The sequence below is a fragment of the Planctopirus limnophila DSM 3776 genome, from assembly GCF_000092105.1.
Lineage (GTDB): Bacteria > Planctomycetota > Planctomycetia > Planctomycetales > Planctomycetaceae > Planctopirus > Planctopirus limnophila.
This window is the reverse complement of record NC_014148.1, coordinates 3,619,266-3,644,487: the sequence shown is the minus strand read 5'-3', so window position 1 is coordinate 3,644,487 and position 25,222 is coordinate 3,619,266. Positions and strand designations below refer to the sequence as shown.

At 53.8% G+C, this 25,222-nt stretch carries 18 protein-coding genes and 1 pseudogene; 9 read left to right on the top strand and 10 right to left on the bottom strand.

Annotated features, from left to right (window positions below; translation table 11 throughout):
• Positions 1 to 12 precede the first annotated feature (12 nt).
• The 4 genes from PLIM_RS14415 to PLIM_RS14400 form a co-directional block, all read right to left on the bottom strand.
• On the bottom strand, positions 13 to 2,070 hold the full coding sequence (locus tag PLIM_RS14415) for a TolC family protein (protein ID WP_013111058.1): 2,058 nt from the start codon (positions 2,068 to 2,070) through the stop codon (positions 13 to 15).
• Positions 2,071 to 2,227: 157 nt separating this feature from the next.
• Complete coding sequence (locus PLIM_RS14410; protein ID WP_013111057.1) at positions 2,228 to 2,563, bottom strand: Mpo1-like protein; 336 nt, start codon at positions 2,561 to 2,563, stop codon at positions 2,228 to 2,230.
• 375 nt (positions 2,564 to 2,938) lie between these two features.
• Positions 2,939 to 7,450: a PVC-type heme-binding CxxCH protein gene (locus PLIM_RS14405; RefSeq protein WP_013111056.1), complete on the bottom strand. Its 4,512-nt coding sequence runs from the start codon at positions 7,448 to 7,450 to the stop codon at positions 2,939 to 2,941.
• A gap of 167 nt (positions 7,451 to 7,617) precedes the next feature.
• Positions 7,618 to 8,751, bottom strand: a complete 1,134-nt coding sequence (locus PLIM_RS14400) for a Gfo/Idh/MocA family protein (protein ID WP_013111055.1) — start codon at positions 8,749 to 8,751, stop codon at positions 7,618 to 7,620.
• 406 nt (positions 8,752 to 9,157) lie between these two features.
• On the opposite strand from PLIM_RS14400, the gene PLIM_RS14395 reads away from it, so the two are divergent.
• Complete coding sequence (locus tag PLIM_RS14395; protein WP_013111054.1) at positions 9,158 to 10,318, top strand: XylR family transcriptional regulator; 1,161 nt, start codon at positions 9,158 to 9,160, stop codon at positions 10,316 to 10,318.
• Positions 10,319 to 10,326: 8 nt separating this feature from the next.
• Here the strand turns inward: PLIM_RS14395 and PLIM_RS14390 are convergent, their stop codons facing one another.
• Positions 10,327 to 11,088 (bottom strand): hypothetical protein, encoded by a 762-nt coding sequence (locus PLIM_RS14390; RefSeq protein ID WP_148227125.1) that lies wholly within the window; start codon positions 11,086 to 11,088, stop codon positions 10,327 to 10,329.
• A gap of 394 nt (positions 11,089 to 11,482) precedes the next feature.
• Between PLIM_RS14390 and PLIM_RS14385 the strand changes: the two genes are divergently transcribed.
• The gene (locus PLIM_RS14385; protein ID WP_230849316.1) at positions 11,483 to 12,028 is read left to right on the top strand and encodes a division/cell wall cluster transcriptional repressor MraZ; all 546 of its coding nucleotides are present in this window, start codon (positions 11,483 to 11,485) and stop codon (positions 12,026 to 12,028) included.
• A 371-nt stretch (positions 12,029 to 12,399) separates the two neighbouring features.
• Here the strand turns inward: PLIM_RS14385 and PLIM_RS14380 are convergent, their stop codons facing one another.
• Positions 12,400 to 13,815 carry a hypothetical protein gene (locus PLIM_RS14380; protein ID WP_013111051.1) on the bottom strand — a complete coding sequence of 472 codons (1,416 nt, stop codon included), beginning with the start codon at positions 13,813 to 13,815 and terminating at the stop codon, positions 12,400 to 12,402.
• A gap of 392 nt (positions 13,816 to 14,207) precedes the next feature.
• Between PLIM_RS14380 and PLIM_RS14375 the strand changes: the two genes are divergently transcribed.
• Entirely contained in the window at positions 14,208 to 14,582 is a 375-nt protein-coding gene (locus PLIM_RS14375; protein WP_013111050.1) for a hypothetical protein, read from the top strand.
• Positions 14,583 to 14,804: 222 nt separating this feature from the next.
• On the opposite strand, the gene PLIM_RS14370 is transcribed toward PLIM_RS14375, so the two are convergent.
• Positions 14,805 to 15,380, bottom strand: coding sequence for a nucleotidyltransferase domain-containing protein (locus PLIM_RS14370; RefSeq protein ID WP_013111049.1), 576 nt, complete (start codon positions 15,378 to 15,380; stop codon positions 14,805 to 14,807).
• Between the two features lie 313 nt (positions 15,381 to 15,693).
• On the opposite strand from PLIM_RS14370, the gene PLIM_RS14365 reads away from it, so the two are divergent.
• From PLIM_RS14365 to PLIM_RS14350, 5 genes and pseudogenes are all read left to right on the top strand, one after another.
• Positions 15,694 to 16,239 carry a hypothetical protein gene (locus PLIM_RS14365; protein WP_013111048.1) on the top strand — a complete coding sequence of 182 codons (546 nt, stop codon included), beginning with the start codon at positions 15,694 to 15,696 and terminating at the stop codon, positions 16,237 to 16,239.
• A gap of 178 nt (positions 16,240 to 16,417) precedes the next feature.
• Positions 16,418 to 19,807, top strand: a complete 3,390-nt coding sequence (locus tag PLIM_RS14360) for a DUF1549 domain-containing protein (RefSeq protein WP_013111047.1) — start codon at positions 16,418 to 16,420, stop codon at positions 19,805 to 19,807.
• 33 nt (positions 19,808 to 19,840) lie between these two features.
• Complete coding sequence (locus tag PLIM_RS14355) at positions 19,841 to 21,286, top strand: DUF1501 domain-containing protein (protein WP_013111046.1); 1,446 nt, start codon at positions 19,841 to 19,843, stop codon at positions 21,284 to 21,286.
• A 335-nt stretch (positions 21,287 to 21,621) separates the two neighbouring features.
• Positions 21,622 to 21,723 (top strand): annotated as a pseudogene (locus PLIM_RS25050) (type II toxin-antitoxin system YoeB family toxin); the annotation flags it as partial.
• Positions 21,724 to 21,779: 56 nt separating this feature from the next.
• The gene (locus PLIM_RS14350; protein ID WP_013111045.1) at positions 21,780 to 22,169 is read left to right on the top strand and encodes a hypothetical protein; all 390 of its coding nucleotides are present in this window, start codon (positions 21,780 to 21,782) and stop codon (positions 22,167 to 22,169) included.
• A 124-nt stretch (positions 22,170 to 22,293) separates the two neighbouring features.
• Here the strand turns inward: PLIM_RS14350 and PLIM_RS14345 are convergent, their stop codons facing one another.
• From PLIM_RS14345 to PLIM_RS24585, 3 genes are all read right to left on the bottom strand, one after another.
• The gene (locus PLIM_RS14345) at positions 22,294 to 22,698 is read right to left on the bottom strand and encodes a hypothetical protein (protein ID WP_041403699.1); all 405 of its coding nucleotides are present in this window, start codon (positions 22,696 to 22,698) and stop codon (positions 22,294 to 22,296) included.
• A 106-nt stretch (positions 22,699 to 22,804) separates the two neighbouring features.
• Complete coding sequence (locus PLIM_RS14340; protein ID WP_013111043.1) at positions 22,805 to 23,764, bottom strand: DUF1559 domain-containing protein; 960 nt, start codon at positions 23,762 to 23,764, stop codon at positions 22,805 to 22,807.
• Between the two features lie 173 nt (positions 23,765 to 23,937).
• Entirely contained in the window at positions 23,938 to 24,129 is a 192-nt protein-coding gene (locus tag PLIM_RS24585; protein ID WP_041401820.1) for a hypothetical protein, read from the bottom strand.
• Between the two features lie 136 nt (positions 24,130 to 24,265).
• On the opposite strand from PLIM_RS24585, the gene PLIM_RS14330 reads away from it, so the two are divergent.
• Positions 24,266 to 25,204 (top strand): DUF1559 domain-containing protein, encoded by a 939-nt coding sequence (locus tag PLIM_RS14330; RefSeq protein WP_013111042.1) that lies wholly within the window; start codon positions 24,266 to 24,268, stop codon positions 25,202 to 25,204.
• Positions 25,205 to 25,222 lie beyond the last annotated feature (18 nt).

Sequence of the window (25,222 nt, the reverse complement as noted above, 5' to 3'; positions counted from 1 at the left end):
CAGGATCAGCCTTTATGGGGTCTCATCTAGCGGTGGCACAACTGGTGCCACTGGTTGTTCCATCCCAGGTGCTGGTGGAATGGTTGCACCGGCTGGTGCTGGCTGTGGAATTAACCCATCATCCCCATTGATCCCTTGCCAGGTGAGATCTGTTTTGGGGTAAGGCACAGGGGAGGAAAAATCTTCGGGGCTGGCCTTGAGCAAAGGATTGCGGAAGGCGTAACTGCGTGCCCAGGCTTTCTGAAGTGCCTGCTGCTGGGCTTCGTATGTCCATTCGCCTTCGCCCAGGCTGATATTCGAATTGTCGAGAATTGTCCCCTTGCGATAGTTCAGATCGTTAATCGCTTTATTGTAATTGACCAGACTGGTGAACAACGCAATTTCAGCAAGTGCCTGGCTGGCCTGAGCCCGCAGCACCAGGTCAAGTGTGGCATCGCGGACACCCGCTTCATATTCGGCCTGTGTGGCTTCTACCCGGCGGGCTGAAGCAATACGCCGATCGAGGTTTGTACGGGCGGTCACAAACGCTGTTTCGAGTTTTTGAATCGCGTTTGCCAACTCATGAGAAATATCCTGTTCCTGAGTGGCCAGTGCCGCACGGGCCTTGGTCAGTTGCAGTTCGGTGTTCCGCAACTGGGCATAAGCCTGGCGGAACCCGATGGGCATGGAGAGCTGAAAGCCCAAGGTCCAGTTTTCGAGATCCCGATCTTTCATGGTTCCGTAGGCACTGTTGTAGTTGGACGTCTGCTCAGAGATGAGTTTGTTTCCAAAAGCATTCAGGCCATACTGAGACACAAAATTCAATTGAGGATTCGTCAGGCTCTTGGCGGCAATGGTCTGCAGTTCCAGACTCTTGATCTGCCACTTCTGCCGACGCAATTCGACACGGCGAACCAATGCTTCTGTCAGGCTGGTTTCCCAGTTGACGAGATACTCACCTTCGACGGGACTGTCGGCAGGCCGGATGATGCGGCCATCATTCACACCCAGGCCAATCAGGCGGCGGAACTGGTTTTCGAGATCATAAATACTGGCCAGTGAGTTCTCGACACGGGCGCGAGTATCGAAATAGTTTTCGCGGGCCTGGGCTTCGGCAGCAGCGTTACCACCCGTTGCACCGACTTCCATCCGCGCTTTCACTTCCCGCCATGATCGGAGTGAGCTGTCGCGGTTGGCCACATCGGCATCGTACTGCCGGTAAGCCAGGTACAGATCCCAATACAGATCTTCCACATCCCTGACCATATTGATCACGGAGTTTTCGAAATCGGCCAGAGCGATATCTTCGTTAATGCGGGCAATGACCACACCTTGAGAAACACCGGTAATCGCGCCTAAACCACCACCACTCGGCCCGGCAATGCGTGTGTATTCCACGCCCGAACCACCCCACAAGGGGAGCGTGTAGTTAATATTCGCCGAACCCGTATAACTCGATGGATACGTGGTGAAGGGCTGATTGGTCCCCAGGTAATTCATACTGTGGTTTAAAGTGACGGTGCCACCATTCGCCATCGTCTTCTGCAAAGCCGCATTAAAATTACCGGTTTCCTGGGAAAGTCCGAACAGCGGGGAAGTTCCGAAGGAACTGTTGGCAATGGTTTCGTTACGTCCCCAGAGCATCGAACTGGTGAACTGAGTATCGAAGTCAGCCAGTGCTGCTTCGACACCACGTGTGCCAAAGAGGAAGCCAGTCTGCCTCAAAGCAGGGTCATAAATCGAAGGTGCCAGAGCCGGGTTCACCAGCAGTTGACTCTGAGCAAGGAACTGTGCCCTGGTTCGAATCATCTTGTTATTGGCAATGGACATGTGGATCGACTCCATCAAGGAGAGATCCCAGATTTCGTCCTGAGTACGATCCCGAATCGTTCGCGGACGATCCGAATTGACGATATCAAGCGGAGTCGCCTGATCAACCGCAGCGTACTCGGTCGTCAGCGAAGCGTTCTTGTAGTAGTTCAGCTCTGCATCACCCAGATACGAAACATTTCTGTTTGTTCCTGAGCAACCTGGCAGTAGAACTGCCGTCAAAGCCAATGCGATCGATTTTTTCCAACGTTGCCACGGCATGAAGAGGCTCCCTTGCCATCATGCATGTCTGGGGCTGACGATTGGCTCCTTCCAATCATCGATGAAGGCTGCAAATGCAGCCTGCGGATCAAGGGTTCCACCCTTCATCCGGCAATCCACAGCGAGTGTGGATCAAACCCCCAAATGCATGCCTCTGCTATTGGTCGTTGGGTCTATCGTCGCTTGCTGCTGCGAACTTGTTTGAAAACTGTGTCGCTTCATCAGGCTTCTGAGGAGCAACCTCTACGAACGGTATACCCCGCATTTTCCTCACAACAATCACTTCGCCAGGGTCGTTCCCCTCCCACGCATGTCCAGTGAACTGCAGTGCGTACCCTGTCAAAAAGAGGCTCCAGGCGCTCACCAGTTCTCCACCATTCACCAGCCACACAACAGGGGCCACAAAGGTGAGTGGCAGCCCCACGACATGCAGAACAATATTGACTGGATCTCGATGTCGCGAAAGGTAGTTACGGAAAAACCTCTTCAGCATTCAATTACGTTTCTTCAAAGGGTTGACTGGTGATTCGTTCACAGCTTAGCCGGTGGAAATGCCTCGGGAAGAAGCTTCCTCAACTCTTTGAGTGACTGTGCTCATCAAGCGGCTGCTCACTCTTAAGATTGATCTTTCCACCTTGGAAGAATGTAGCGATTGGATCGATGATACCAGATTTCTGGACATCGTTCCTTAAGCTCTGTCCCGTGTGCCAATCACCTCATAAAGCCTCTGCTTCCGACTCGCGGCCACATGAGATCAGCACATCACAACAAAAAATCCCGTTCTCGCTTTGAGAACGGGATTCCGCGGCAGAACGTAAGCGAGTCTCGCCAAGGTTGATGACGAATCCATCAGCTCCTTTGTGGAAACTTATTCCTTTTTGGCGGCAGGTTGCTGTCCCATCTCCAGTGTGACGGCCATGACCACAGGGGCTGTCCCGTCGTTTCCTTTGATGAGTTCAATTGTCTCCAGAGGGAGGTCTTTGCCGCAGTTAATCGAGACGGTGCGCAACTGCTGCCCACGAGCCGAGAAGGCAAAGGTCGATTGAGGGACATCCACCCGGCGGATGTAGTCAGCAATGTGTTCTCCATTGATCAGCTTGTGATCTTCAGTCGAACCATCGCTGTACTTCAGCCGGACAATCATCGAGGTGGTCCCTTTTTCCGAAGCAGGGAAGGCCCAGCCACCCACGCCACCCAACAGGTGAATCGTCTTCACCTTAAGGCCACAAGGCAATGTGACTTGCTTCGGCATTTCGGGAGGGAACTTGCCATTCGCACTGTAGAGCATGATGGCATTGGGTGTGGCTGCACCCTTCGGGTCAACGAATGCAAAGGGAACATCGCCCACATTGCGGGGGGCATAGTTCTCCAGGATCAGCCGTTCTGCCTGAGCATCCGCACTGTAGAACATTCCCCGAGTCGTATTGATGGTGGCAAACTTCTCCAGTGGCAGGGGGAGATACTTCCCGGGCTGCTTGAGGAACTCCAGCAGATCGCGCATCCCGGCGGGAGTGATCTGCTTCTCGAAGCCTTCCGGCATCAACGATTTCGTCGAAGCAACGAGTTCTTCGATCTCGTCCCGCTGAATCGATTGAGGCTTACCTTCGGCATCGAGCAATTCAATGGTGGTTCTTGTTTCCGAAGCGAGCAGGCCTGTAAAGACACGACCATCTTCCAGCACCACGGAATAGGCCCGATAGTTCCCTTCGACACTGCGGCTCGGGTCAAGAATATGCACCAGTAACTCATGCTTCGGATGCACCGACATCCCTGTCAGATTCGGCCCGACTTTTTGACCCAGATCACCATAGACGTGGCACTTGGCACACTGCTGAGTATAGATCAGCTTCCCTGCGACAGGATCGCCCGTCTCTTTCGTCACATGATCGAGTTGATCAATCACCGCCTGCCGGTCAGCACTGGCCAGGCCACCGCCCTTGGCGAGAATTTCGCGAGCTAGTTTCTGAATTTTAGCATCGGGATGAGCTGCCAGAGACTGCTGCTGATCGAGTGGCAATTCACCCAGACTCAGTTTGCCGGCCTGACTGGCTTCAAGGAGCGAAAGTGTCCAGTCGTTGCGAGCGAGCAGCATGCGCAAAGCCTGCGGACGTGAACCGGGAGTAATGCTTCCCAGATGATTGATCAGGGCCACACCTGTCATGGGCGATTCGGAAGCCGTGAGTGCAGACAGAATCCCATTGGTCAACTGCGGAGTTGACTTGACCGAAAGCTGATCCAGGAGCTGGCCAGCAATCTCGGCATTGGTGGGAAGGAGTGCAATTGAATCGCGGGCGGCCGCCAGTCGTTCTGCTTCGGGCAGTTTGGCGTCTTTCACCTTAGCGAGAAACTGTGCAGCCAGTTCGCCGGAATACTTTTCGAGCACATTCAGCCCCATCCGCTGACTCAAGGCGAGAAGCTGCGAGCGGCTGGCTGGTGATACCTCGCGATACAATTTTGTAATGGCCTCAACCTGCTCGGGTGTTGCATTGGCTGCCTCTGTTGACTTGCGAGGCCAGCCTGTCGACAGACCGGCAATGATCGCTTCGGCGGCATCTTGAGGCATTTTTGAAATCTGAGCGAGCATCGCAGAACCAGACTCGGATTTGTCGCTGCGGGCCGAATGTTCCGCTACACGCTTCAATAACTCCAGAGCAGGTCCGGCAAGTGGGGTTTGAGAAGGAGTGGTCTGAGCGGTCTTTTCAGCCAGAGCCTCAATGACCAGGACATCGTTACGAGCAGCCGCTGCTGTTAAGGCTTCAGGTAAATATCGATCAGCAAAGACCGCAGGATCACGCAACGCACCGGCGATGATGGTTGCCGATTCGCTGGTGGCTGGTGCATCGGACAGTGCCAGAAAAGCCGCCAGCCTGACGAGAGGTTCTTCATCGGTTGCCACATGCGTCTTGGCAATCAATGAAGGTGTCATGGGGACAGGTGGCAACGTTTGAATCACATTTCTGCGGACGGCTGCCGAGGGATGAGTCAGGCCCGCTGTGACAGCCTTGACTGTCGCGGGATCACTGAGACTTTCAAGTTGACCCAGCCCCTTGAGTGTCCACGCACTATGGATGGCGCCGGGGTCGAGCCCAATGGCATCGACGTGGTGTTCTCCCAACCGGGCCAGCAGTGCGGGTGCGACGGATTGATCCTGCTGCTCCACCAGCAGACGCTGGGCTTGCTTTCGCCAGAAGAAGTTATTGTCTTCGAGGGCTTTGACGAGAGTCTGTGGATCAGCACCTGCGAGGCTGCGTGTGGTCGATTGATCGGCAGTCACAGCACCCGGACGGTTATTCCAGATCAGACGGAAGATGCGGCCATGCTTCTTATCCCGCAGATCAGTTTCGTACGCATTCCCTTTACCGGTTTTGAAGCCAGCGGGCGTCGGATTATGCTGCACGATGTAGTTATACCAGTCGAGGATCCACATGTTCCCATCTGGCCCGACTTCCGCCATGATGGGGGCGGCCCACTCATCATCACTGGCCACGAGGTTATTCGGGCTGGTGGATGAGAAATCTGTCCCGTTCTGAGTCAGTACAAAGGTGCCCACGAGGTGACCTGTGGGGCCGCACACAAACGCTGTGCGATTCCACCAGGATTCGGGATAGTTGCGGGCGGTATAGAGTGCGTGGCCGCAACCGGCGGTGTAGCCACCGTGATGATCGACCTGTCGTATTTTGGTTGTAATCGGCTTGAAAAGATGGGTATCGGCAATTGTTCCTAATCCGCGAGCGGCCCAGCCACGAACCTGCTCATAATATCGATTAGGGATCGGCATATAGACCGAAGGATTGTGGTTGGCTGTCGAGCCAAAAATCAGCCCATCTTCGCTGATACCTAACCCCCATGTGTTGTTGTTGGTCGAACGGATGAACTCCAGTTCGTTGACTTCGGGGAGGCCATCAGCACTGACAGAAACCTTGAAGCGGAAGAAGCCCTGCTTGAATCGACCAGCCGCCTGACCATTGGTCAGGATTGGCTGTGAATCGTTATAGCCTTGCATGGCCCAGATCCAGTTATCGAGCCCATACAGGAAGTTGCTGACACCGCCGTGGGTATCGCCAATGGCCCAGCCACTGATCAGCAGTTTGCGGACATCAGCTTTCCCATCGCCATTGGTGTCCTTGAGGAAGATCGTCTCCGGGCCGTCCTGCACAATGGCACCACCGCGGACACAAACAATCGCAGTCGGGATACTTAGTCCTTCGGCGAAGATGTCAAAACGGTCGGCCACGCCATCGTTATTCGTATCGGAGACAATACGAATGCGGTCGCGGCCTTTGCCTTTAGGCTGCAGCTCATTGGGGTAATCCATGGTTTCACAAACCCACAGCCGCCCCGCTTCATCCCAGTTGAATGCAATCGGTTTGCCACCCAGCTCTGGATCGGCAGCAAAGAGTTTGAGCTGGCTCCCTTCCGGACTCACATAATGCTCGAGTGACTTCTCAGGCGGTAAAGGCAACTGCATGAGTGACAGTGGCTTTTCCTGCTTACCCCATTGAGCACCAGCGACGTAGTTGGGAATTTTGCTTCCGACATCGATGTACTCAAATGAAGCCGCTGAGGGCTTGATGGCTGTCATAGCTGGGGGCTGGAAGCTGGCTTTTTCTTTGTATTCCGGGACTGTGCTTTCATCTTTGGCTGCCCAGCGAATGCCACGTTCGACCAGATTCTGAAAACCAGGGTTGGAGAACGTTCGCCCGTCGTGACCCCAGGCGGTGTAAAAGACGCGGCCTTTGCCCTCATTGCGAACCCATGTCCAGGGCTCTTCCGCCAATGCCTTGGGATCTTTCTTGAGCTCGTCGGCACTCAAAGGATGATACTCGAGGACTGTGCGGCCCATGGGGTTGTGCATCGAGTGACGATATGTTTCGTCCCAGCTCTTGAAGCCGGAAAAACCTTTAAGAATGGGATGATCGATGGCTTCGAGCCGAGTCTCGACGACGCCTGTTCCATGCTTGGAAAATTGGGCACCAACCAGAGCCACATATTTGGGGGAGTTGCGGAAGCAGAACGAAGCACAGTGGAGTGGCACAAACCCACCACCATTCTGTACGTACTCGATGAGAGCCGTTTCCTGCTCGGGCGTGATCTTGTCGATATTGGCGTAAACGACCAGGGCTTTGTACGGAGCTAGCCCGGCAGCACTCAGAACACCAGGGTCTTCTGTGTAAGTCAGATTGATGCCACGCTTGGCCAGTGCAGGCTGCAGATCATTGAAGCGTGCCTGGGGCTGATGATGGCCTTTGTCCCCCAGGAAGAGGACATTCAGGGGCACATTCTCGGCCCCAAGTGTCTGCGTTGGCCAGTTCATCAAAACCAGACTGGCCAGCAGTAAAGAGGCCAGCATTCGCTGAGAGAAATTCATGAGTTGTCGCATAGAAGACCTGCCGACTGGAAAAATGGTCGATCAAAAGAAAAGTTTTTTCACTGATAGATTCTGGTAAGAGAATTCAGGATGACCACTAAGGCTTGTATTCCCCGTTGTGCGGGTAAAATGATGCCTCGATGGGTCGTGATGGACTCCCTCGTCCGTGGTGATCTTTCTTACTTCAAAGTGAAGGCCGGGAGTTTGACAATTTCACCTCCCTTGAGTGCTGATTGATGGGCACATAATCCAACACATGTCCAGTTGGCAGACTGTGTGGCATTAGGCCAGGGGTCGCGATTCTGAGCTAAAGCGGAGAGGAATTCATGGACCATGTGCGGGTGAGAACCTCCGTGCCCGCCTCCCTGAACGAAGGAAAGATGCTCAGCATCCTGAATCGTTTTCGTAAACATACGAATCGGTTCAGGAAGTAGATGGGCAAAATCGGGAACTTCGATTTTTGAAGGAATCTCGGGTTCAGGTTTTTTTGCCGTATGAATCACGTGGGGTTCATCTTCCACCAGTGTCCACTCGAAGCTCTTTTTCGTGCCATAGACATCGAAGCTTTCGCGGTACTGGCGAGCCACGTCGTACAGGAATCGCCAGATGTGAGCGACGACATCGCTATCCTGCACCTTGATGTGGCAGGTTTCTACTGCAAAGCGATTGCCCGATTTTTCACGAATATCATCTCGAACCTTACCGGAACCAAAGCAGCTCACGTACTCAGCCCGTTTATCGAGCAGACCCAGACAGGGGCTGACGACATGCGTGGCATAATGCATGGGGATCATCTTTTCCCAGTAAGCTGGCCAGCCATCCATATCCTGAGGATGCGAAGCCGCCAGATGCTGAATCTCGCCCAGTTCTCCCTTAAGATACAGATCCTTGATGAACAGAAACTCGCGGGAATAAACCACGGTTTCCGCCATCATGTACTTCTTGCCAGTCCGGGCGACCGCTTCACAGATCTGATCGCACTCTTCAATTGTTGTGGCCATCGGGACAGTACACATCACATGCTTGCCCGCTTCCAGGGCCTTCAGTGACATCCACGCGTGATCGGGAATGGGCGAATTGATATGGACGAAATCGACTTTGGGGTCGGCCAGGACATCATCGTAGCTGGTGTAACGCGTGCCAATTTCGAAGCGATCGCCGACTTCATGCAGGTGGGCTTCGTTCCGCTGGCAGATGGCGTACATCTCGGCACCGGGATGCCGCTGGTAAATGGGAATAAACTCGGCTCCAAAACCAAGCCCGACAATGGCAACACGAAAGCGGGGTGACGAGGAAGAATTCGGGACACTCATGATGATCTCGGCTCGATGAATTCGGAGTGGTTGGCTGGTAACAGTGGGATATCGCGGAGCATAAAAGCGTCGATTTCAGGGGGATCGAGCGGAGAGCGACGACAAGCGTCGTTCAGACTCGATGCATTTAACATAACTGGCGGGGATGACGTCACAATGAGGTTTTGATTCAAATAGTTGAGAAAAATTACCTGAGCAAGAAAACGTGAAATCTAACGATCAAAGCTTGAAATGAAGTGGGCTTCAACGCAAAAGTTATTGATGATATGAGAAAGATCACTTGTTCACAGGTGCTGCCTGGATTCTTGAACGGGATGATCTTTTCGTTGGACTCGTCTGGATCGCGTCAAATCTGTTGTTTGTGGTGAAGCTTTGACACTTCCTTGGAAGGAAGAAATTTCCATCAATGCAAACTCCTCCCCGGCTGCGTGTCGCATTACTGATTGAATCTTCGAATGCGTATGCCCGTGGAGTGCTCATGGGGATTCAGCAATATGTCCGGCAGCAACACAGGCGCTGGTCCATTCATTTGACCGAACAGGGGCGAGGGGATGCGCCTCCGGAGTGGCTTTCGAAAACAAACTTTCATGGCGTGATTGCCCGTGTCGAGACGCCTTTGATTGCGGAGCGACTGCAGGCGCTGAAGATCCCTGTTGTCGATGTGAGTGCGGCCCGCTTGTGGCCACAGATTCCGTGGGTGGAAACAGACGATGTGGCGATTGCCGAAATGGCTGTCGCTCATTTACTCGAACGAGGCTTTCAGAATTTTGCCTATTGCGGCGACAGTTCGTTCAACTGGTCGAACTGGCGAAAGCAGGCATTCCTGGATGCTGTTCTGGCGGCTGGTGGCCGTTGTGAGATGTTTGATCATCAGGGGTTGGACCCCGAAGTTGCCGAGAAATCGCTGATTGAGTGGCTGCGTCTGTTGCCCAAACCTGTCGGTGTCATGGGTTGTTATGACAGCACGGCTCGTCAGGTGCTCGATGCCTGTCGAGATCTGGGGCTGTCGGTCCCCGATGATGTCGCTGTCATTGGCGTGGATAACGACGAGTTATTGTGCGAACTCGCCGATCCTCCCTTAACGAGTATTGCACCCAACGCCGTGAGAGCAGGGGCGGTGGCTGCCCAATTCCTCGATGAACAGATGCAGGGAGTCAACCTGAAGGAGGATTGTCTGCGGGTACCTCCGCTGGGTGTGATCACGCGGCAATCGACCGATGTCCTGGCGCTCGACGACCGCGATGTGGCTCTGGCTTTGCGGTTCATTCGCGAACATGCTTTTGAGGGCATTCATGTGAACGATGTGCTCAAAATTGTGCCTCTTTCCAGACGCGTTCTCGAACAGCGGTTTGAACGGCGGCTGGGGCGCACTCCTCATGCCGAAATTCTGAGATTGAAGCTCGAGCGAGCCCGTCAGCTCATGGTTGAGACAGATCTTTCCCTCTCCACGATTGCACATCGCTCAGGTTTTGCTCACGACGAGTATTTCAGCGTAGCCTTCAAGCGGGCGATGGGTGTGGCCCCCAGTGTGTGGCGCCGGGAACAGACTGAGCCTTACCGCAGGTAACACTTCGTTCAACTCAATTGGCGATCGATCCATAACAGTGACGGGCCGATGACATCGCACTCTTCGAGGTTCAAGCCCTCCCAGGTGCAAACGACTTCTTCGTTCTCGGTGATCAATGCGAGAGTGAAGATGCGTGAGGCTTTTTCATAAGGCTCAAGCTGCCCAGAGCTGCGAGAGGAAGTCCGGTGGCGCTTCCTGCTTTTCCCGTCAGGGGCTTCGTCCTGTGGTGTGTAAGTCACATCGATTCGTGCCAGCCACTGGCGAGGATAAGCCCAGGTGTAGCCAATGCCAAACCAGGCGAGGCGGCAGACGATCAGAACATTGCCATACTCCCAGGTGCGGGTATGAAATGGCTCGACCAGTTCAAGAATCAGCAGCAGCAACAGAAACAGGCCAATCACACCAAAGATCGAGAGGAAAGCTGCTTTCATCAGCCAGTCGATGTTGAATCGTTCAATACCTGGTTTGAGCAGAGCTTCCCACGAGACCAATACCACGACTCCATTCCAGAACAGATTCAGCAGGAACAGAACTCCCAACCCCTGAAACGTCCAGCGTCCGCGTGAAGTCAGGCAATAACCATCCATGGTCGTCCTGATCCTCCAGCGAGTGGCATTGGGCGGCAAAACATCAGGCACCTCAACGTAAGTCTTCAGCACAACAGGCATCTGACTCTCCGTTGAAGAGGGTTCGTTGGAGAAGTGTGAATCTCTTTCGTGCTCCTGCTGAGACAGGCGGCTGGGGAGGCTGTCATCGAACTCAGACGACATGGCAGGTTCCATTAAAATCTGTTCTGTAATGCCATCGGCTTCTGAATCGGATCGTCAACTGAGTGCCGTTGAACGTTCTGTAATGAGTGGTGATTTTCGAGATGCTGGAGAGGTCTTACTCAACGGCATGCCGCGCTCACAACAGGAGTGCTCCTGCGAACCGGCAAAATCATTGAAATCGTAAAAAACGATAAAAGTGGAGCAATTTGTTTTGAACTTCCGATTGCCCCTCGGTAGGATTCTGCCGATGTGGGTTTTTTACCCAAAAGCTCTTTGAAAAATGATTTAAATGTGGATTTTAAGCCCAGATCCTAAGATCTTGTGGGTGGTCAGATCCTTTGTTGTGCATGTGCTTCAGAATTGAGAGGCTGGATTGGCAGGAGCTTTGCCACCGTTGGATTCAGGCTCATCGCCGGGAGGAACTTCGCCTGTCGAGGATTTTCTCCGCGGGGATGTTCTGGTGGCACAGGGTATGATTTCGGGCGAAGTGAGCCGGACTCTCGACGAGCGATTTCGACTGACTTTACCGCCGGAATTTGCTCAGGCGATTGCTGATGACAGTGGCCAGACGATTCTGGTTAAAGAGCGAGCCGGGTGTTTGAGTTTGTGGCGGGCCAGTGATTGGCAGCTCAAGCTGAAGCAGGGGGTTTCCCTGATTCATCAGAAGATTCAGGCTGGCCGTATGGAGCAGCGCTATGCCGAAGTGCAGCGACTGGGGCGACTGCTTTCGACGCGTTTTCGGACAGTCCAGCTGGCGAATCGATCTCGTCTTCTGTTACCCGATGGATTTCGCGAGTTCCTCGGAGTTTCGGCCAATCAGGAAGTGATTGTCGTGGGTGCTGTCATCTGCGTTGAGCTATGGCAACCGGCAGCCTGGTTAGAACATTTGAAGGCCGAGATGCCTCAGTTCAATCCGCTCTTTCAGGATTTAAGCCAGTAGCTGCTTGGTCACCTCACGAGCTCGCGAAAGAGCAGAGACAGCCCGCATCGAATGCCGTCAACGGTGTTCTACTGCAAACTTAAAATCCATATTGTTGCTTGATGTCTGCGAGAGAAGGACAGGCCCCTCTTCGATCCCTCTTTCCCACCACGTTGAGATCCCAGGGATGGTCTGTCGGCATGGATGCCACTTCTCTCTCGCAGGCCGCGAAGTATCAGCCACCAATAGCTCGTATAGAGTGTTTATTATTAAGTAGGGTGCAAGAAGTTCCGACGGATTGCACCAGCTCACGTCATGATAACTCAGGTAGTTATGATGACTTCAGTAGGGCATGCTCCCGCATGCCATCGCCAGCTATGACGCCTTGGCAGCTACTTTCCTGCAGCGTTTTCTTTCCGTGCGGGAAGAGTTTCTACAGGCTCGCCAATTGAAGGCGTGCGGACACTTTCTGTTGCTCTTTTAATCTTGACAGCCACAGTTCCAGTGTTGTCCTGAAGTGCGCCCCAACCCTCGTGACAACGTAAATATAAGGCTCCGTCACTGGGTGCTGTCCAGCCGTTGGTCAGGTCGATCAGGAAGGGTTCGCTTAACTCGTAATCGTTGAAGAGGACTCCTGCCAGTCGACCAGTTTCTGATTCGGCATTTGCGGGTGAAATCGCTTCCCCTTCAGTCCCTGTTTTCCAGGTGCCAGTCGTCGTGAATTGATACGTTTCACCGGCTTTGGCCAGGAGCCTCGACGCCTGCCATCCCTTTTTGGCATCAATCTTGGATTGGACGGTGGCTGTCCCTTTGACAGTCACCGGTTTGGTCTGCCAATCCCAACTGCACAGATCGGCTCGAAAGCCTTGTTCCAGGTGCTTGAGGAAGAAATCATATTCAAAACTGATTTCGCGAGCCGATGGGCCATAGGTCAATTCAAAGCTTCCCGGCCTGCTGGAAAGTAGCGAGAGTCCCAGGGGCCGAAAACGTGCCGCATAGTTGGTGTTGTTCGCCAGTAAATGACACAGAGCCCAGCGCCAGGCATAGTTTTCCCAGCTATCTCCTGTCGTCTGACCAGGAGCAATAATCTCATCTAGCGACTTGAGTTCGGATTTTTTGAGATAATCGAACACAACCGGGTGGATTGCTACAGAAGTGTCTTTTTCTTTCCAGTATTGCCCCATCTCGGCCATCCCTTCCGAATACCAGGTGGGGCCGGTTCGTCCAAAATTCAGTTGGCAGTAGGCATGAACTGCTTCGTGCTGCGGTGTCCCGCGGTCGGCCACTGAGTAAACGACCGCCTTGGCATCAATGGCCTCGTTTCCAATGAACGCCGTCTGACCCAGTGTGACTCCTGCACCCGCTTCGATGCTTTGCAACCCGCGCCCATCGATCGAACCAGGCGGCCAGACCGAGAGATCTTTCACGACATACATTTCGATGACTGCTCGATTGGGTTTGCCCCAGTATTTCGAGATCAAGGTCAGCATTGTTTCGAGCCGGGTGAGTAACTCTTTCGCCTCCTCCGGCGGAAGATCGGTATGCATGAGAAAGTTGCGAGATGTGTAATCGCGCACACCCGGCGGTAATGGTTTCCCGCGATTGCGATCGGGAGTTTGTGCGGCCTTACCCGCAGCTTTCGCCTTCGGTTCACCTGGAGGACTGGTCTGTGCGACAACCCTGTCGATCATTGTGAGGCACAAAAGCGTCACGCAAAGACAGAGCTTCAGCATGATCCCGACTGGCGACTGCTGGCGGCTCGGTGAAGTATTGCTGATCAATTGCGACTTGGGCAGTTCAGTCTGCATAAGCGGCAGTTCTCAAACGGGGGGGAGAGAAACGAATCAGGGGCAGAAACAGTTCAGGAGCCCTGTGGTGCGTTATTCTTAGTTAAGTATCGTGGGATGATGTCGACTCAAAACGCAAGTTGAAAACTGGCTCTGGACGGTTTGGCGTCTTCTTGCCCTATCGGGGGATCACAACACGGTTTCTTGGCCGATGACAACGTGTTGCTTTCGACATAATCCTTAGAATCGGAAGAATCGATGCGGCCGCAATGTTTCCGCAGATTATCAATTCGTCAAAGAAGTTGAACTCAGCCTGATCGAAAAAGATATGGGCATAATCGAATATCCCCCATGCATGTGTCTGATGAAACAGACGGATGCGTCTTTACCCTCATTCGATTCAGGAATTACAAATGCCCCGATCTGCGACTATGGATGCCGCCAAACTGGATGCGATTGCCAAGACGGAGCAGCGAAACCGCAACCGCCGTGTGGTTGGCGAACGTCGCTCGAAGGTCGAAGAAAAACTCGCCAGTGGCGAAAGGCGTGCTGCTGCAGCACCTCGCCGCAAAGTGGAGCGTCGCCGGATGATTGATCCGACCACCTGCGAACGCGATTACTCAGGCGATGAAGTCGAGTTCATGAAGGCCATGGACGACTACAAGCGCAAAAGTGGCCGCATGTTTCCCACGTGGAGCGAAGTGCTGGAAGTGGTTCGCAGCCTGGGTTACACGAAGCCTTCCCATCGCGAGCCAATGGTTGGCGAAGCCGTCATTGCTTCGAACTGAAATGAATAGAAGTCAATAGCTCATTCGCCGCATTCGCTCAGGACGTGGCTGGCATAACGTGCGCCAGAAACGATGGCTTTAAGGAGAAAGCACCACGGGGGAAAGCCGATTTGCGAGCGATATCTACCAGGACTGGCCCCTTGGCGGGGGCCAGTCCTGCGGTCTTTTATGAAGGGTGAAAGCAACGGGTGTGATGGAAATCATTCAACGGAAAGATAGGGATTAGGATTGGTTGTCGTTAGCGACCCGTACCAGTTCTTTGAACGTTTTTCTTAACGATTTGTGGAGATGTCGAGCAAAAGATGGATCGAGTTGACGAATGGCAATCAGTTCCACAACGTCCGCAAAATCCTTGTGAGTTCTGCGAAGACTTCCTGTTCCGCAGGCGATTTTCATTTCAATCAGCCTCGATAAACGAACCACATTCAGACCTTCTTTATGCTCGACATTCAGTTCGCCAGTCGGTTCGGGAATACGAACTTCCGCATGTTTCCCTGCCAGGTGACCGGCAATCAGAAACTGAATGGCAATTCCGTCAGGACTGTGAAACTCCACTTTCTCAGGCAACCATTCAAAGCCAGCATGAACTAAAGTTTCCCTGACTCGCTGAGAATCATTCGCCTGGATAATGAGACCGATGTCTGTGGTGTTCCTTTGGTATCCGTGCAGGCAGACCGCCACTCCACCAGCAATCGAATAAGGGATTTTTGCCGAATCGAACAGTTCGTGACAACGGGTTGCGACGTGCCACAGCGATTCCTTACCAAGCATGATGTAAGCTTTCTGGGCACTGGTCACGATCACGTCTTCCTGAGAGTGAAAGGTTCACTCCTTGCTCAAAATTGTTTTGGTAATCCCATGATTCGTCACGAAAACATCAAGATGAATCCGAAGCTGAAGCAAGATAAGTCTGTCCCAAACGTATTGGGATCTCGGAAACAACTTCAGCCCTGTGATTTCCTGCGAGCGGAGCGTTGGATTTGCTCTCTGGTGAAAACTCTCTTCAATTCATTATGTTGATTGTTATCGCGATGGTACACCAAAAATAGCAGCGCGATGATTGTTCCCTGCCAAGTTGTCTACGGTGAATAGAGCCCAAGGTGCAGTGATCATGAGTGCTTGTGGAGGCCAACCGCGGTGGATCGAGCAGACAGCGTCGGCAGCGAGATTCCTGACATCCTTCTGGCTTGGGGCAGCGGCACTTTTTGTTGCTGCCGGGGTTCGAGAAGTGACCACTCCCGAGCTTTCTGAGACTGTGAAAGATCTGCTTGTCAGTCGCCGTTTCCCTGTTTTTTACGGCTTTCAGTGGGTCTGTCTGGCTGGTGCCATCAGTTGTGCAGGCGTTTTGTGCTGCTTCAGAAAGTGGGGCCGCGATCGCGTTGTTTTCGGTTTATTGCTCCTCGCGGGAACTCTTGCCGTCAGCGATTACCTGCTGGTCTATCGACCACTACTGGAATTGATCACTCCGCCCGGTCAGCCGCGATGCGATGCTTTTCATTCACTTCACAAAACCTCAGAAATTGTGAATTCGGTCGGCTGGTTGCTGGTCTTCGTAGCCGCATGCCTGCTTCATGCCTGCCCGCAGGCTTTTGGCTGTCATCTGCCGGGTGGTTCTCAGTTGGTCGATCTGCAAACCAGACCAAAATCTCCAGCTTGATAAAGCACGCAAAATTTAATGCGAAATACAATTTTTGCCGCGTGACGATGTTTCGTTCGGTATTCCAGAATTCATCGCTCAGCAGGAATTGAGGCCACCCTGCTGGTAGTGTAATCTCTTATGATGCATCACAATTTGTTGATGAATCGACAGGCCGGGGTTTGCGAGGGATTTTGCCATGTTGAATCGATCAACCAGGATCGAGCCGAATGCGGGAGAACCCGGTTTTCTCATGGCTGACTCATGGCTCACAACATGCGTTGTCTGGTGTAAAACGCCATGTCTCGCCGCATTGATTCTGTTCCTCGTGGTTGCCTGTCACTGGGCGCGTGCTGCGGATGAACCGGCTCCTGTCCAAACCAACTCTGTGTCCTTCACACCAGAGCAGTTGAACTTCTTCGAAAAGGAAGTTCGCCCAGTGCTTGTTGAGCATTGCTACAAATGCCACTCTTCGGACAAGCAAAGCGGAAACTTGCGGCTCGACAGCCGGGAGTTTCTGCTGACTGGTGGAGAATCCGGGGCGGCACTCGTTCCCCATCGACCCGCCGATAGCGTGTTGATCTCAGCCATCAACTACGATGGTTACGAAATGCCACCCACGGGCAAACTCCCCGCCCAGCAGATTGCCGCAATCACCCGCTGGGTCGAAATGGGTGCTCCGTGGCCTGCGGGAGAAAAGGTCAAAGCCAGTGGTCGCCGCCCGGGTGTAATTACCGCCGAAGATCGCCAGTGGTGGGCCTTTCAGCCACTCCCCGTTCTGTTTGAAGGGGCACAACCCACGCCAGAATTTGCTGGCCATATTCACGATTCGACCAGTCAGGTCATTGATGATCGCATGGCTCAAAAGCGGGCTCAGGAAAACTTTCCTCTCGACCCTGCAGGGGAAGCCTCCCGGCAAGCTCTGATTCGCCGTGTGACATTCGACCTCACGGGCCTCCCACCCACCTGGGACGAGGTCGAGCAGTTCATGGCCGATTCGGCTCCTGATGCTTATGAGCGTCTGGTGGATCGTTTACTGGGCAGTCCTCGTTATGCCGAACGGCAAGCACGGTTCTGGCTCGATCTCGTCCGTTATGCCGACAGCGATGGTTATCGGCTGGATGCTGCCCGGCCACATGTCTGGCGATACCGGGATTATGTCATTCGCTCTTTTGCTGACGATAAGCCCTACGACCGCTTCGTGCAGGAGCAACTGGCTGGGGATGAACTCTTCCCACACGAGCCCGAAGCGATCGTGGCGACTGGTTTTCTCCGGCATGGAATTTATGAGTACAACAGCCGCGACGTACGCACCCAGTGGAATCTCATCCTGGATGACATCACCGATACCACGGGCGATGTCTTTCTCGGCTTGGGCATGCAGTGTGCCCGTTGTCACGATCATAAATTCGACCCCATTTTGCAGAAGGATTACTTTCGGCTGCGGAGTTTCTTTGCCGGAATTCAGACGCACGAACAATTTCTGATTCCGAGCGATGCTGAACTTGCGGCTTACCAGGAAAAGCTCGCCCCCTGGGAAGCAGCCACCAAGTCGATTCGCGAGGAGATTTCTGCACTCGAAGCCAAATATCGAGATCAAGGTCAGAAGCAGGCCGAAGGTCGCTTCCCCCCCGATATTCAAGCGATTCTCGAGAAGCCGGTTGCCGAGCGAACGCCCATCGAGAAGCAGTTGGCGGCGCTCGCCTTTCGTCAGGTGGAGTACGAATGGGAGCGATTGGATGGTCGTCTCAAAGGTGCCGATAAAGAGCGGATTCTGGCTTTGCGTAAAGAACTGGCCAAGTTCGATTCCATCAAGCCGCCAGCACTTCCTTTGGCCACCTGTGTGACCGAATGGGGTCTCGATTGTGCTGAGATCACCATTCCGAAAAAGGGAAAAGAACCCATTGAACCCGGGTTCCTGACCATTCTCGATGCCTCGCCAGCCACGGTACTTCCGATTGACACGCCACGAGGCAAGTCGTCTGGCCGGAGGGCGGCACTCGCGAACTGGCTCACTCGCCCCGATCATCCATTGACGGCCCGGGTGATGGTCAATCGTATCTGGCAGCAGCATTTCGGACGGGGCCTGGCGGCCAACGCCAGCGACTTTGGCAGACTGGGTTCTTTACCGACACATCCTGAGTTGCTGGATGATCTTGCTTCGCGTTTTGTGGCGGGTGGCTGGCGGATGAAGCCACTTCATAAAGCCATTGTGCTGAGTGAAACCTATCGCAGATCTTCCTCACATCCCCAGTTGGCCGAACTTCAGAAGATCGATCCCGAAAACACGCTTTACTGGCGAGGTGATGTCCGCAGGCTCGATGCCGAACAGTTCCGGGATAGCAGCTATCTGGTTTCGGGAGAACTCTCGCTCAAAACCACCAGTGGCCCTGGTGCACCCGCCGAAGCTCCTGTCCGTTCGATTTTTCTGCGAACGATGCGAAACACCCGCAATCCTGTGCTCGATGCTTTTGATGCTCCCTTCTGGATCACCAGCAGTGCTTCCCGGCACTCGACCACCACTCCCGTGCAATCGCTGCTCCTTTTCAACAGCCAGTGGGCCTTACAACGGGCGAAGGGATTGGCCGAACGTGTGACGAAAGCTCAGGGAGCGAAGCCTGCGGTGGATGACCGCCAGATCATCACCGATCTTTATCGGATGACTTTGGGCCGAGACCCCGAATCGTTCGAGATCGACGCCGCCCTCGACTTCCTGGGAACCCAGGCCAGCACGATCAACATCGCCGAAGCGACCTCCGCCGAAGCGAAGTTCCTTCACGATAAAATCCCCTTCCGCGATGGACATGCCGCTGTCGTTTCCAGCAAGCAGCTTCCCTTTATCGGGCCCGTCATCAAATCACCGGAAGGAAGCGACTTCACCATTGAGTCGTACTTCGTGGTGCGTTCGATCTACGAGACGGGGGCTGTCCGTACGATTGCCGCCTGCTGGAATGGTGACATGGCTGAGGCTGGCTGGAACTTTGGAATTACCGGCAAGGGAAGCCGGCGCAAACCTCAAACGCTGGTCATGCAGATGGTCGGGAAGACAGCCGATGGCAAGACGGCTGAGGCGGCACTGTTTTCTGATCATCATATTCAGCTCAACCAGCCCTACTATGCGGCCGCAGCCGTCAAGCTCGCTCGTAATGGGCAACCAGGGCAGGTCACGTTCTATTTGAAAGATCTGGCCAATGACGATGAACCATTGCTGATTGCGACAGTGCCTCATCAACTGGTGGGTGGGATCTGTGGAACCAACAGGCCTCTCATGGTGGGTGGCCGCGATCGCACGGAATCAGCCCGGTTTGATGGCCTGGTCGATGATGTCCGGATGAGTGCTGAAGCCCTGACACCTGAGCGACTCCTCTTCACCAGTGATACTTTGCAGCCCAGTACCATGGCCTTCTGGCGGTTTGAACCCACTCCCGGCCCCTTTGTCGATGCCTCCGGCCATGATCGCCATCTGGCCGATCGACCACCCAAAGGCGAAGGGGGGGCATCGAGTTCACAAAAGACGGCCATCCGCGAAGTGCTCATTGATTTCTGTCATATCCTGCTGAACTCCAGCGAGTTCATGTACGTTCAATAGTCAATTTTGTCGATCCCCTTAGAGGGCGTTGTTATGTTCTGCCATCGTCAGGATCAGCCAGTCAGCCGCCGCGATCTTCTCGCGAGTGCCGGGATGGGTTTTGGAAGCCTCGCACTGGCCTCGATGCTCTCATCGAAGGGAATGGCCGCCTCGACGGCGAGTGCACCATCGAGCGGGGTTAAGTCACCGCTGGCTGCGCGATTGCCCCATTTTGCTCCGAAGGCGAAGAGCTGCATTTTCCTCTTTATGGAGGGTGGCCCCAGTCATCTCGATACGTTTGACCCGAAGCCATTGGTCAACAAGCTGGCGGGCCAGCCTTTGCCTGATAGCTTCGGCAAAGTTATCACCGCCATGGGGGAAGCCAGTGCTCCACTTCTTGCTTCGCAGCGTAAGTGGGCTCAGCACGGAGAATCGGGTCTGTGGGTCTCGGACTGGTTGCCACATACCGCCAGACACGCCGACAAGTTGGCCGTCATTCGCTCCTGCTGGGCTGATGGGATCAACCATTCGGCGGGCGTGTGCCAGATGAATACCGGCTCGATCCTCGGAGGGCGGCCTTCTCTCGGTAGTTGGGTGACGTACGGCCTGGGGACAGAAAACACCGATTTGCCGGCTTTTGTTGTCATGCAGGACAATGTCTCGCAGGTGGTCAACGGGCCGCGCAACTGGAGTGCTGGTTTCATGCCGGCCCTCTATCAGGGGATTCGGATTGAAGGGGGGCAGGATCCCATCCCCAACCTGATGACCCCTGCGGGAAAAACCGCCAGCCAGCAGCAGGGGAAGCTCGCTTTTCTCAATCAGATGAATCGCGATTTCGCCGGTCGGCATCCCCAGCAGACCGAACTGGATGCCCGCATTGAAAGCTATGAACTCGCTTTCCGCATGCAGGCCGAAGCCCCTCAGGCGATTGATCTGGGAGAAGAGACCGAAGCGACTCAAAAGCTGTATGGCCTCGACCGGAAGGAAACCGCTTCCTATGGCCGACTATGCCTGCTGGCGAGGCGGCTGGTCGAGCGGGGGACGCGCTTTGTGCAGCTCTATCATGGAGCCGGCAGCAAATGGGATGCTCACTCGGGGATCGAGAAAAATCACACGTCGCTGTGTGAAGCCATGGATTTGCCGGTGGCGGGTCTTCTGGAAGATCTATCCGCGCGGGGGCTACTGGATGAAACGCTGGTCATCTGGGGAGGCGAATTTGGCCGCACACCGATGAGCGAACAGGGGAACGGCCGCGACCACAACCCGACGGGGTTCACGATGTGGATGGCGGGAGGCGGCGTTGCTGGCGGGCAGACGATTGGCGAGACGGATGAAGTGGGCCTGCACGCGGTCTCGCAGAAGATGCACGTCCACGACCTGCACGCGACGATCCTCCACCTGATGGGCCTGGGCCACATGGACCTCGTCTACCAATACAAAGGCCGCCCCGAACGCCCCACGCTCAACGAGGGTCATCCGTATGTGAAGATTACAGGGTAGGGGAGTGGTGGGTTGATGGTTGGTCGTGAGTTGATCGCGAATCGAGTTGAGTGGCACGTCCCTGGAGGCTTTGCGAAAGGGCGTGTTCTTCCTGACTCGCAACAAATTCCCACGTCTTCCTGAAGTTGCGTAGGGTGGGTTAAGGCTCTGCGCAACCCACCAGATGAGAATTTCCCGATCCAATGAGCGATTACCGCACGAAATACTACAGTCGGACGTTCTTCTTTACGGCCGTGACAGGCTGATAGTCCAAATGTCGTTCTAAATGTCCGTGTGACGTAAATAACAAATCATATGATGGTGGGTTGCGCAGAGCCTTAACCCACCCTACCCGGCTGGCTGGATTCTGGTCGCGACGCATGACCGATGAACACCGCATCGTCTACCGAATCGAAGGTGACAGCTTGTTGATCGCCCAATTACGCTATCATTATTGAGTCAGCGCGATCGATGGTGTCCACAAGTCAGAAGACTTCAATGAAATGTCATCATCATGAATAGGGAATTCTTTGCACAGATTCTTCGTGGTGTGACACTGGCTGTCTGTATTCTATCGATCATGCAATTGCTGTTGTTTGACGGAGCGCTTCTCGCCAATCTCATTGGCGGATCGCGCGATGACGGCTTTGTTTTTGTTGCATTGAAAGTCGTGATCGCCAAAGCGATTCTAATCATACCTTCGATGGTCATCCTCTCATTGCTCTATCTGCTGGCAATGATATTGGAGGTGTCTCATGCTTTGAGGTATGTGAAAACCGTCATTGTCGTGATTGCGATTGCCCAGCTTTTAATACTTGGTATGGTTTTAAGTTCGTTCTTGATGTCGCGAGCTGGAACTGGCACGTTTGTCGCAGTAAGTGTCGATAGCAGTGGGGCAGTATAGTCTTACGAATGCCCACAACTGATAGGCGCTGCCATACGTCGATGAGTCAGCATGGCCTGCGGGAACGCGGCCTTACGCGGCGATCATTACGCCGTGCGATCCAGTCACGTTCTGCGAAGATGCCTTATTTGGAAGTGACAGCGAAGTCGATGGTGTTTTCGCCTGAGCTTTTGACGGTTGCCGTCAGCGTGGTGGCTCGGTTGTACTTCGCGGGGATCCGAGATTTGTAATCGGGAAGGCCGTCGGCAGCGGGTTTATCTGCTTCCACTTGTGAGGTGATTTCGACACGCTTCTCACCGGCCGTACATTTCAACTCATACTCGCCTTTCACTACAGGTCCGGCATCAGCTCGCCCTTTTCCATCGATGGGAACAAAGAGCACATTGCCGGTATCGAGAGGCTGGCCATCCAGAGTCACTTTCCCCTTCACAACGACTAGTGTAGGAGCATCGGAAACTCCGCCGCACCCTGAGAGCAGCAGCAGGCACCCGGCCAGAATAGATGTTGAGAAACAGTGAGGCAGCTTCATGAGATCCGCTTTACTAATGAGATCGAGCAAAAATAATGGCCCGTGATCCCATGACCACGGGCCACACATGCATCTCCGGTCGAGAATAGCCGAGGGTTGATGGCGACTAGAAGTCGCTGGTGGTTTCGCCACCGGCTCTTGAGCCGACAGCGCGCCAGACATTGGTGTCGATGTTCGAGGACACAAACTTGCCAGAACCATCTGCCATCAGTGCATGAACTCCGCCGGTATGCCGACTGCGGGCATAAATATATTGAGGATCGGTTGAACCTGTACAAGGAGCATAGGTGGGACTGGCTGGTAAACCCTGGCAGGTGCGCAGGAAGTCTGGATTTGTCGAATTGGGAGGCAACTCCGTCGTGAAGAATGAGCTCAGGTGGTCGGAGCGATAGTAGCGGCCGCGCCAATCGCGATTACCGGCTTGCTCGGGAACCAGATTGATCTCACTCACCATGACCGTATTCGATGTTCCATCAACAACCTGAGCCATGCGAATGCGCGAGCGATAGAAAAACATCCCACTGAGTGCCGTCGAATTGGCAGCGGTAATTTGCTCATTTCCGGAGCAGACCAAATAGTTTCCACAGAAGCCGTCATTATTATCGGGAGGATCAGCTCCTGGAGTGGCTTCCACGCCATGGACCGAAGTCTCCTTGGGTGAGTTAGGATCCGAAGGGCATGACAGGCCGGGGATGATGGTATTCATCAAGGCACTGGGCCAGTTGGCCGAATTCTTGGCGACCATCCACGGTGTGAGCTGGTTGTAAAGTGGCCCCTGATCCATGTACGGGAGAATCATGGGCATCCAGGACATGGCCCCCGGGCCGCCCGCTCCTGCCGTATTCAAACTTTGCGCCATACTCCCAAAAGGGAAGGTATTGTGGGTGTCGTGATAGTTGTGCATGGCGATCCCCAATTGCTTCAGATTATTCCGGCATTGGGTTCTGCGGGCTGCTTCCCGCGCCTGCTGCACCGCGGGGAGCAGCAGCGCAATGAGAATCGCAATGATGGCGATGACCACCAGCAATTCAATCAACGTAAAACCGGCCTGTTGCCTGGTTTTCATAAGAGGCCTTTCGTGGATTGATCAGAGAGGAACTGGAAGGGAATGGGTAGTGAACACCGCAGCAATGCTAAAGTGTCTCCAGACGCCGAAACATATCGGGGAAAATCAATACCAGAGAGTGATTCCACTCATATTTGCTTAAAAATGTCGTCAAATCAACACATAAAAATCATTTATTGTGATTTATTGTCTTTAAATTGAGATATTTTGCGCCTTGTCACAAAAGACTTTGCGAGAGAAATTACAGCTTGCAAAATCGTGCCATCGCCTGCATATTGATTTTTCAACATATCAACAGCATTTTGGCTGATCAGAAAAGCTGAATCATTTCCTAAGTCGTTGCCTTTCTGGCAGTTAGTGGACATTTCCCGAAAGAAACTGATCCATTGGGGTTTCCTTTCAATCCCATTCTGGCGGAATTTCTCCGTAACGGGTCTTGAGCAAATCACTTCATTTTTACACTTATCTTTCCCAAGTATGAGTCGATTTCAGGAGGGCTGTATGTCCCGCAAAATAATGTCGTCACCCCGTCGAGGGTTTACACTCATCGAATTGCTGGTCGTCATTGCCATCATTGCGATTCTCATCGCACTCCTGCTCCCTGCGGTGCAGCAGGCGCGGGAAGCGGCTCGTCGCACGCAATGCCGCAATACCCTCAAGCAGTGGGGATTGGCGATGCACAATTACCACGACACTTACACCCGGCTCCCCTTCGCAGCGACGAGCAATAAGCGGCACACGTGGGTCGTCAGCTTATGGCCTTATATTGATCAGGCACCGCTCTATGCACAGTACGATATGAGTCGTGGTTTTTTCGAATCACCGAATATCGTGCAAAGTAGTTTATCGGGTGTGTTGGCGAGAACGGTCCCGCTGTACTACTGCCCCAGTGATCCTGGAGCACAGCTTTTCCAGGGAGATACCTACTGGCGGACTCGTGGTAACTATGTCGTGAATTTTGGTAATTTTTCGATGCCCAATGGTAGCAATACCATTGCCGCAGGTAAGGCACCTTTTGGGTTTAATGGCGGGGCGGGGGCTCAAACGGAATCCCCACGCTCCAGCCGGATGAAAGATTTTGTGGATGGGACGTCATCGACGTTGCTCATGTCGGAAGTCTTGCGACCTATCAATGCCACCGATGCTGATCATCGAGGCGATTTCCATAATGATGATACAGGGGGGGCGTTCATGACGCGTTTAACTCCCAATAGCAGTGCATCTGATATCGTATTTTCTCCCTGGTGCGTGGATAATCCTGCGGCTCGGCTGCCCTGTACGACGGGGAATGTCAGCATGGGTTCCCGGAGCCGGCATACCGGAGGTGTCCATCAATTGCTGGCCGATGGCAGTGTGCGGTTCACCAGTGAGAATATCGATCTCAACCTGTATCGCGCCATGGGGACCATGGCTGGTGAAGACGTGGCCAATCTCGATTAATAGAAATTGCTAGATGGT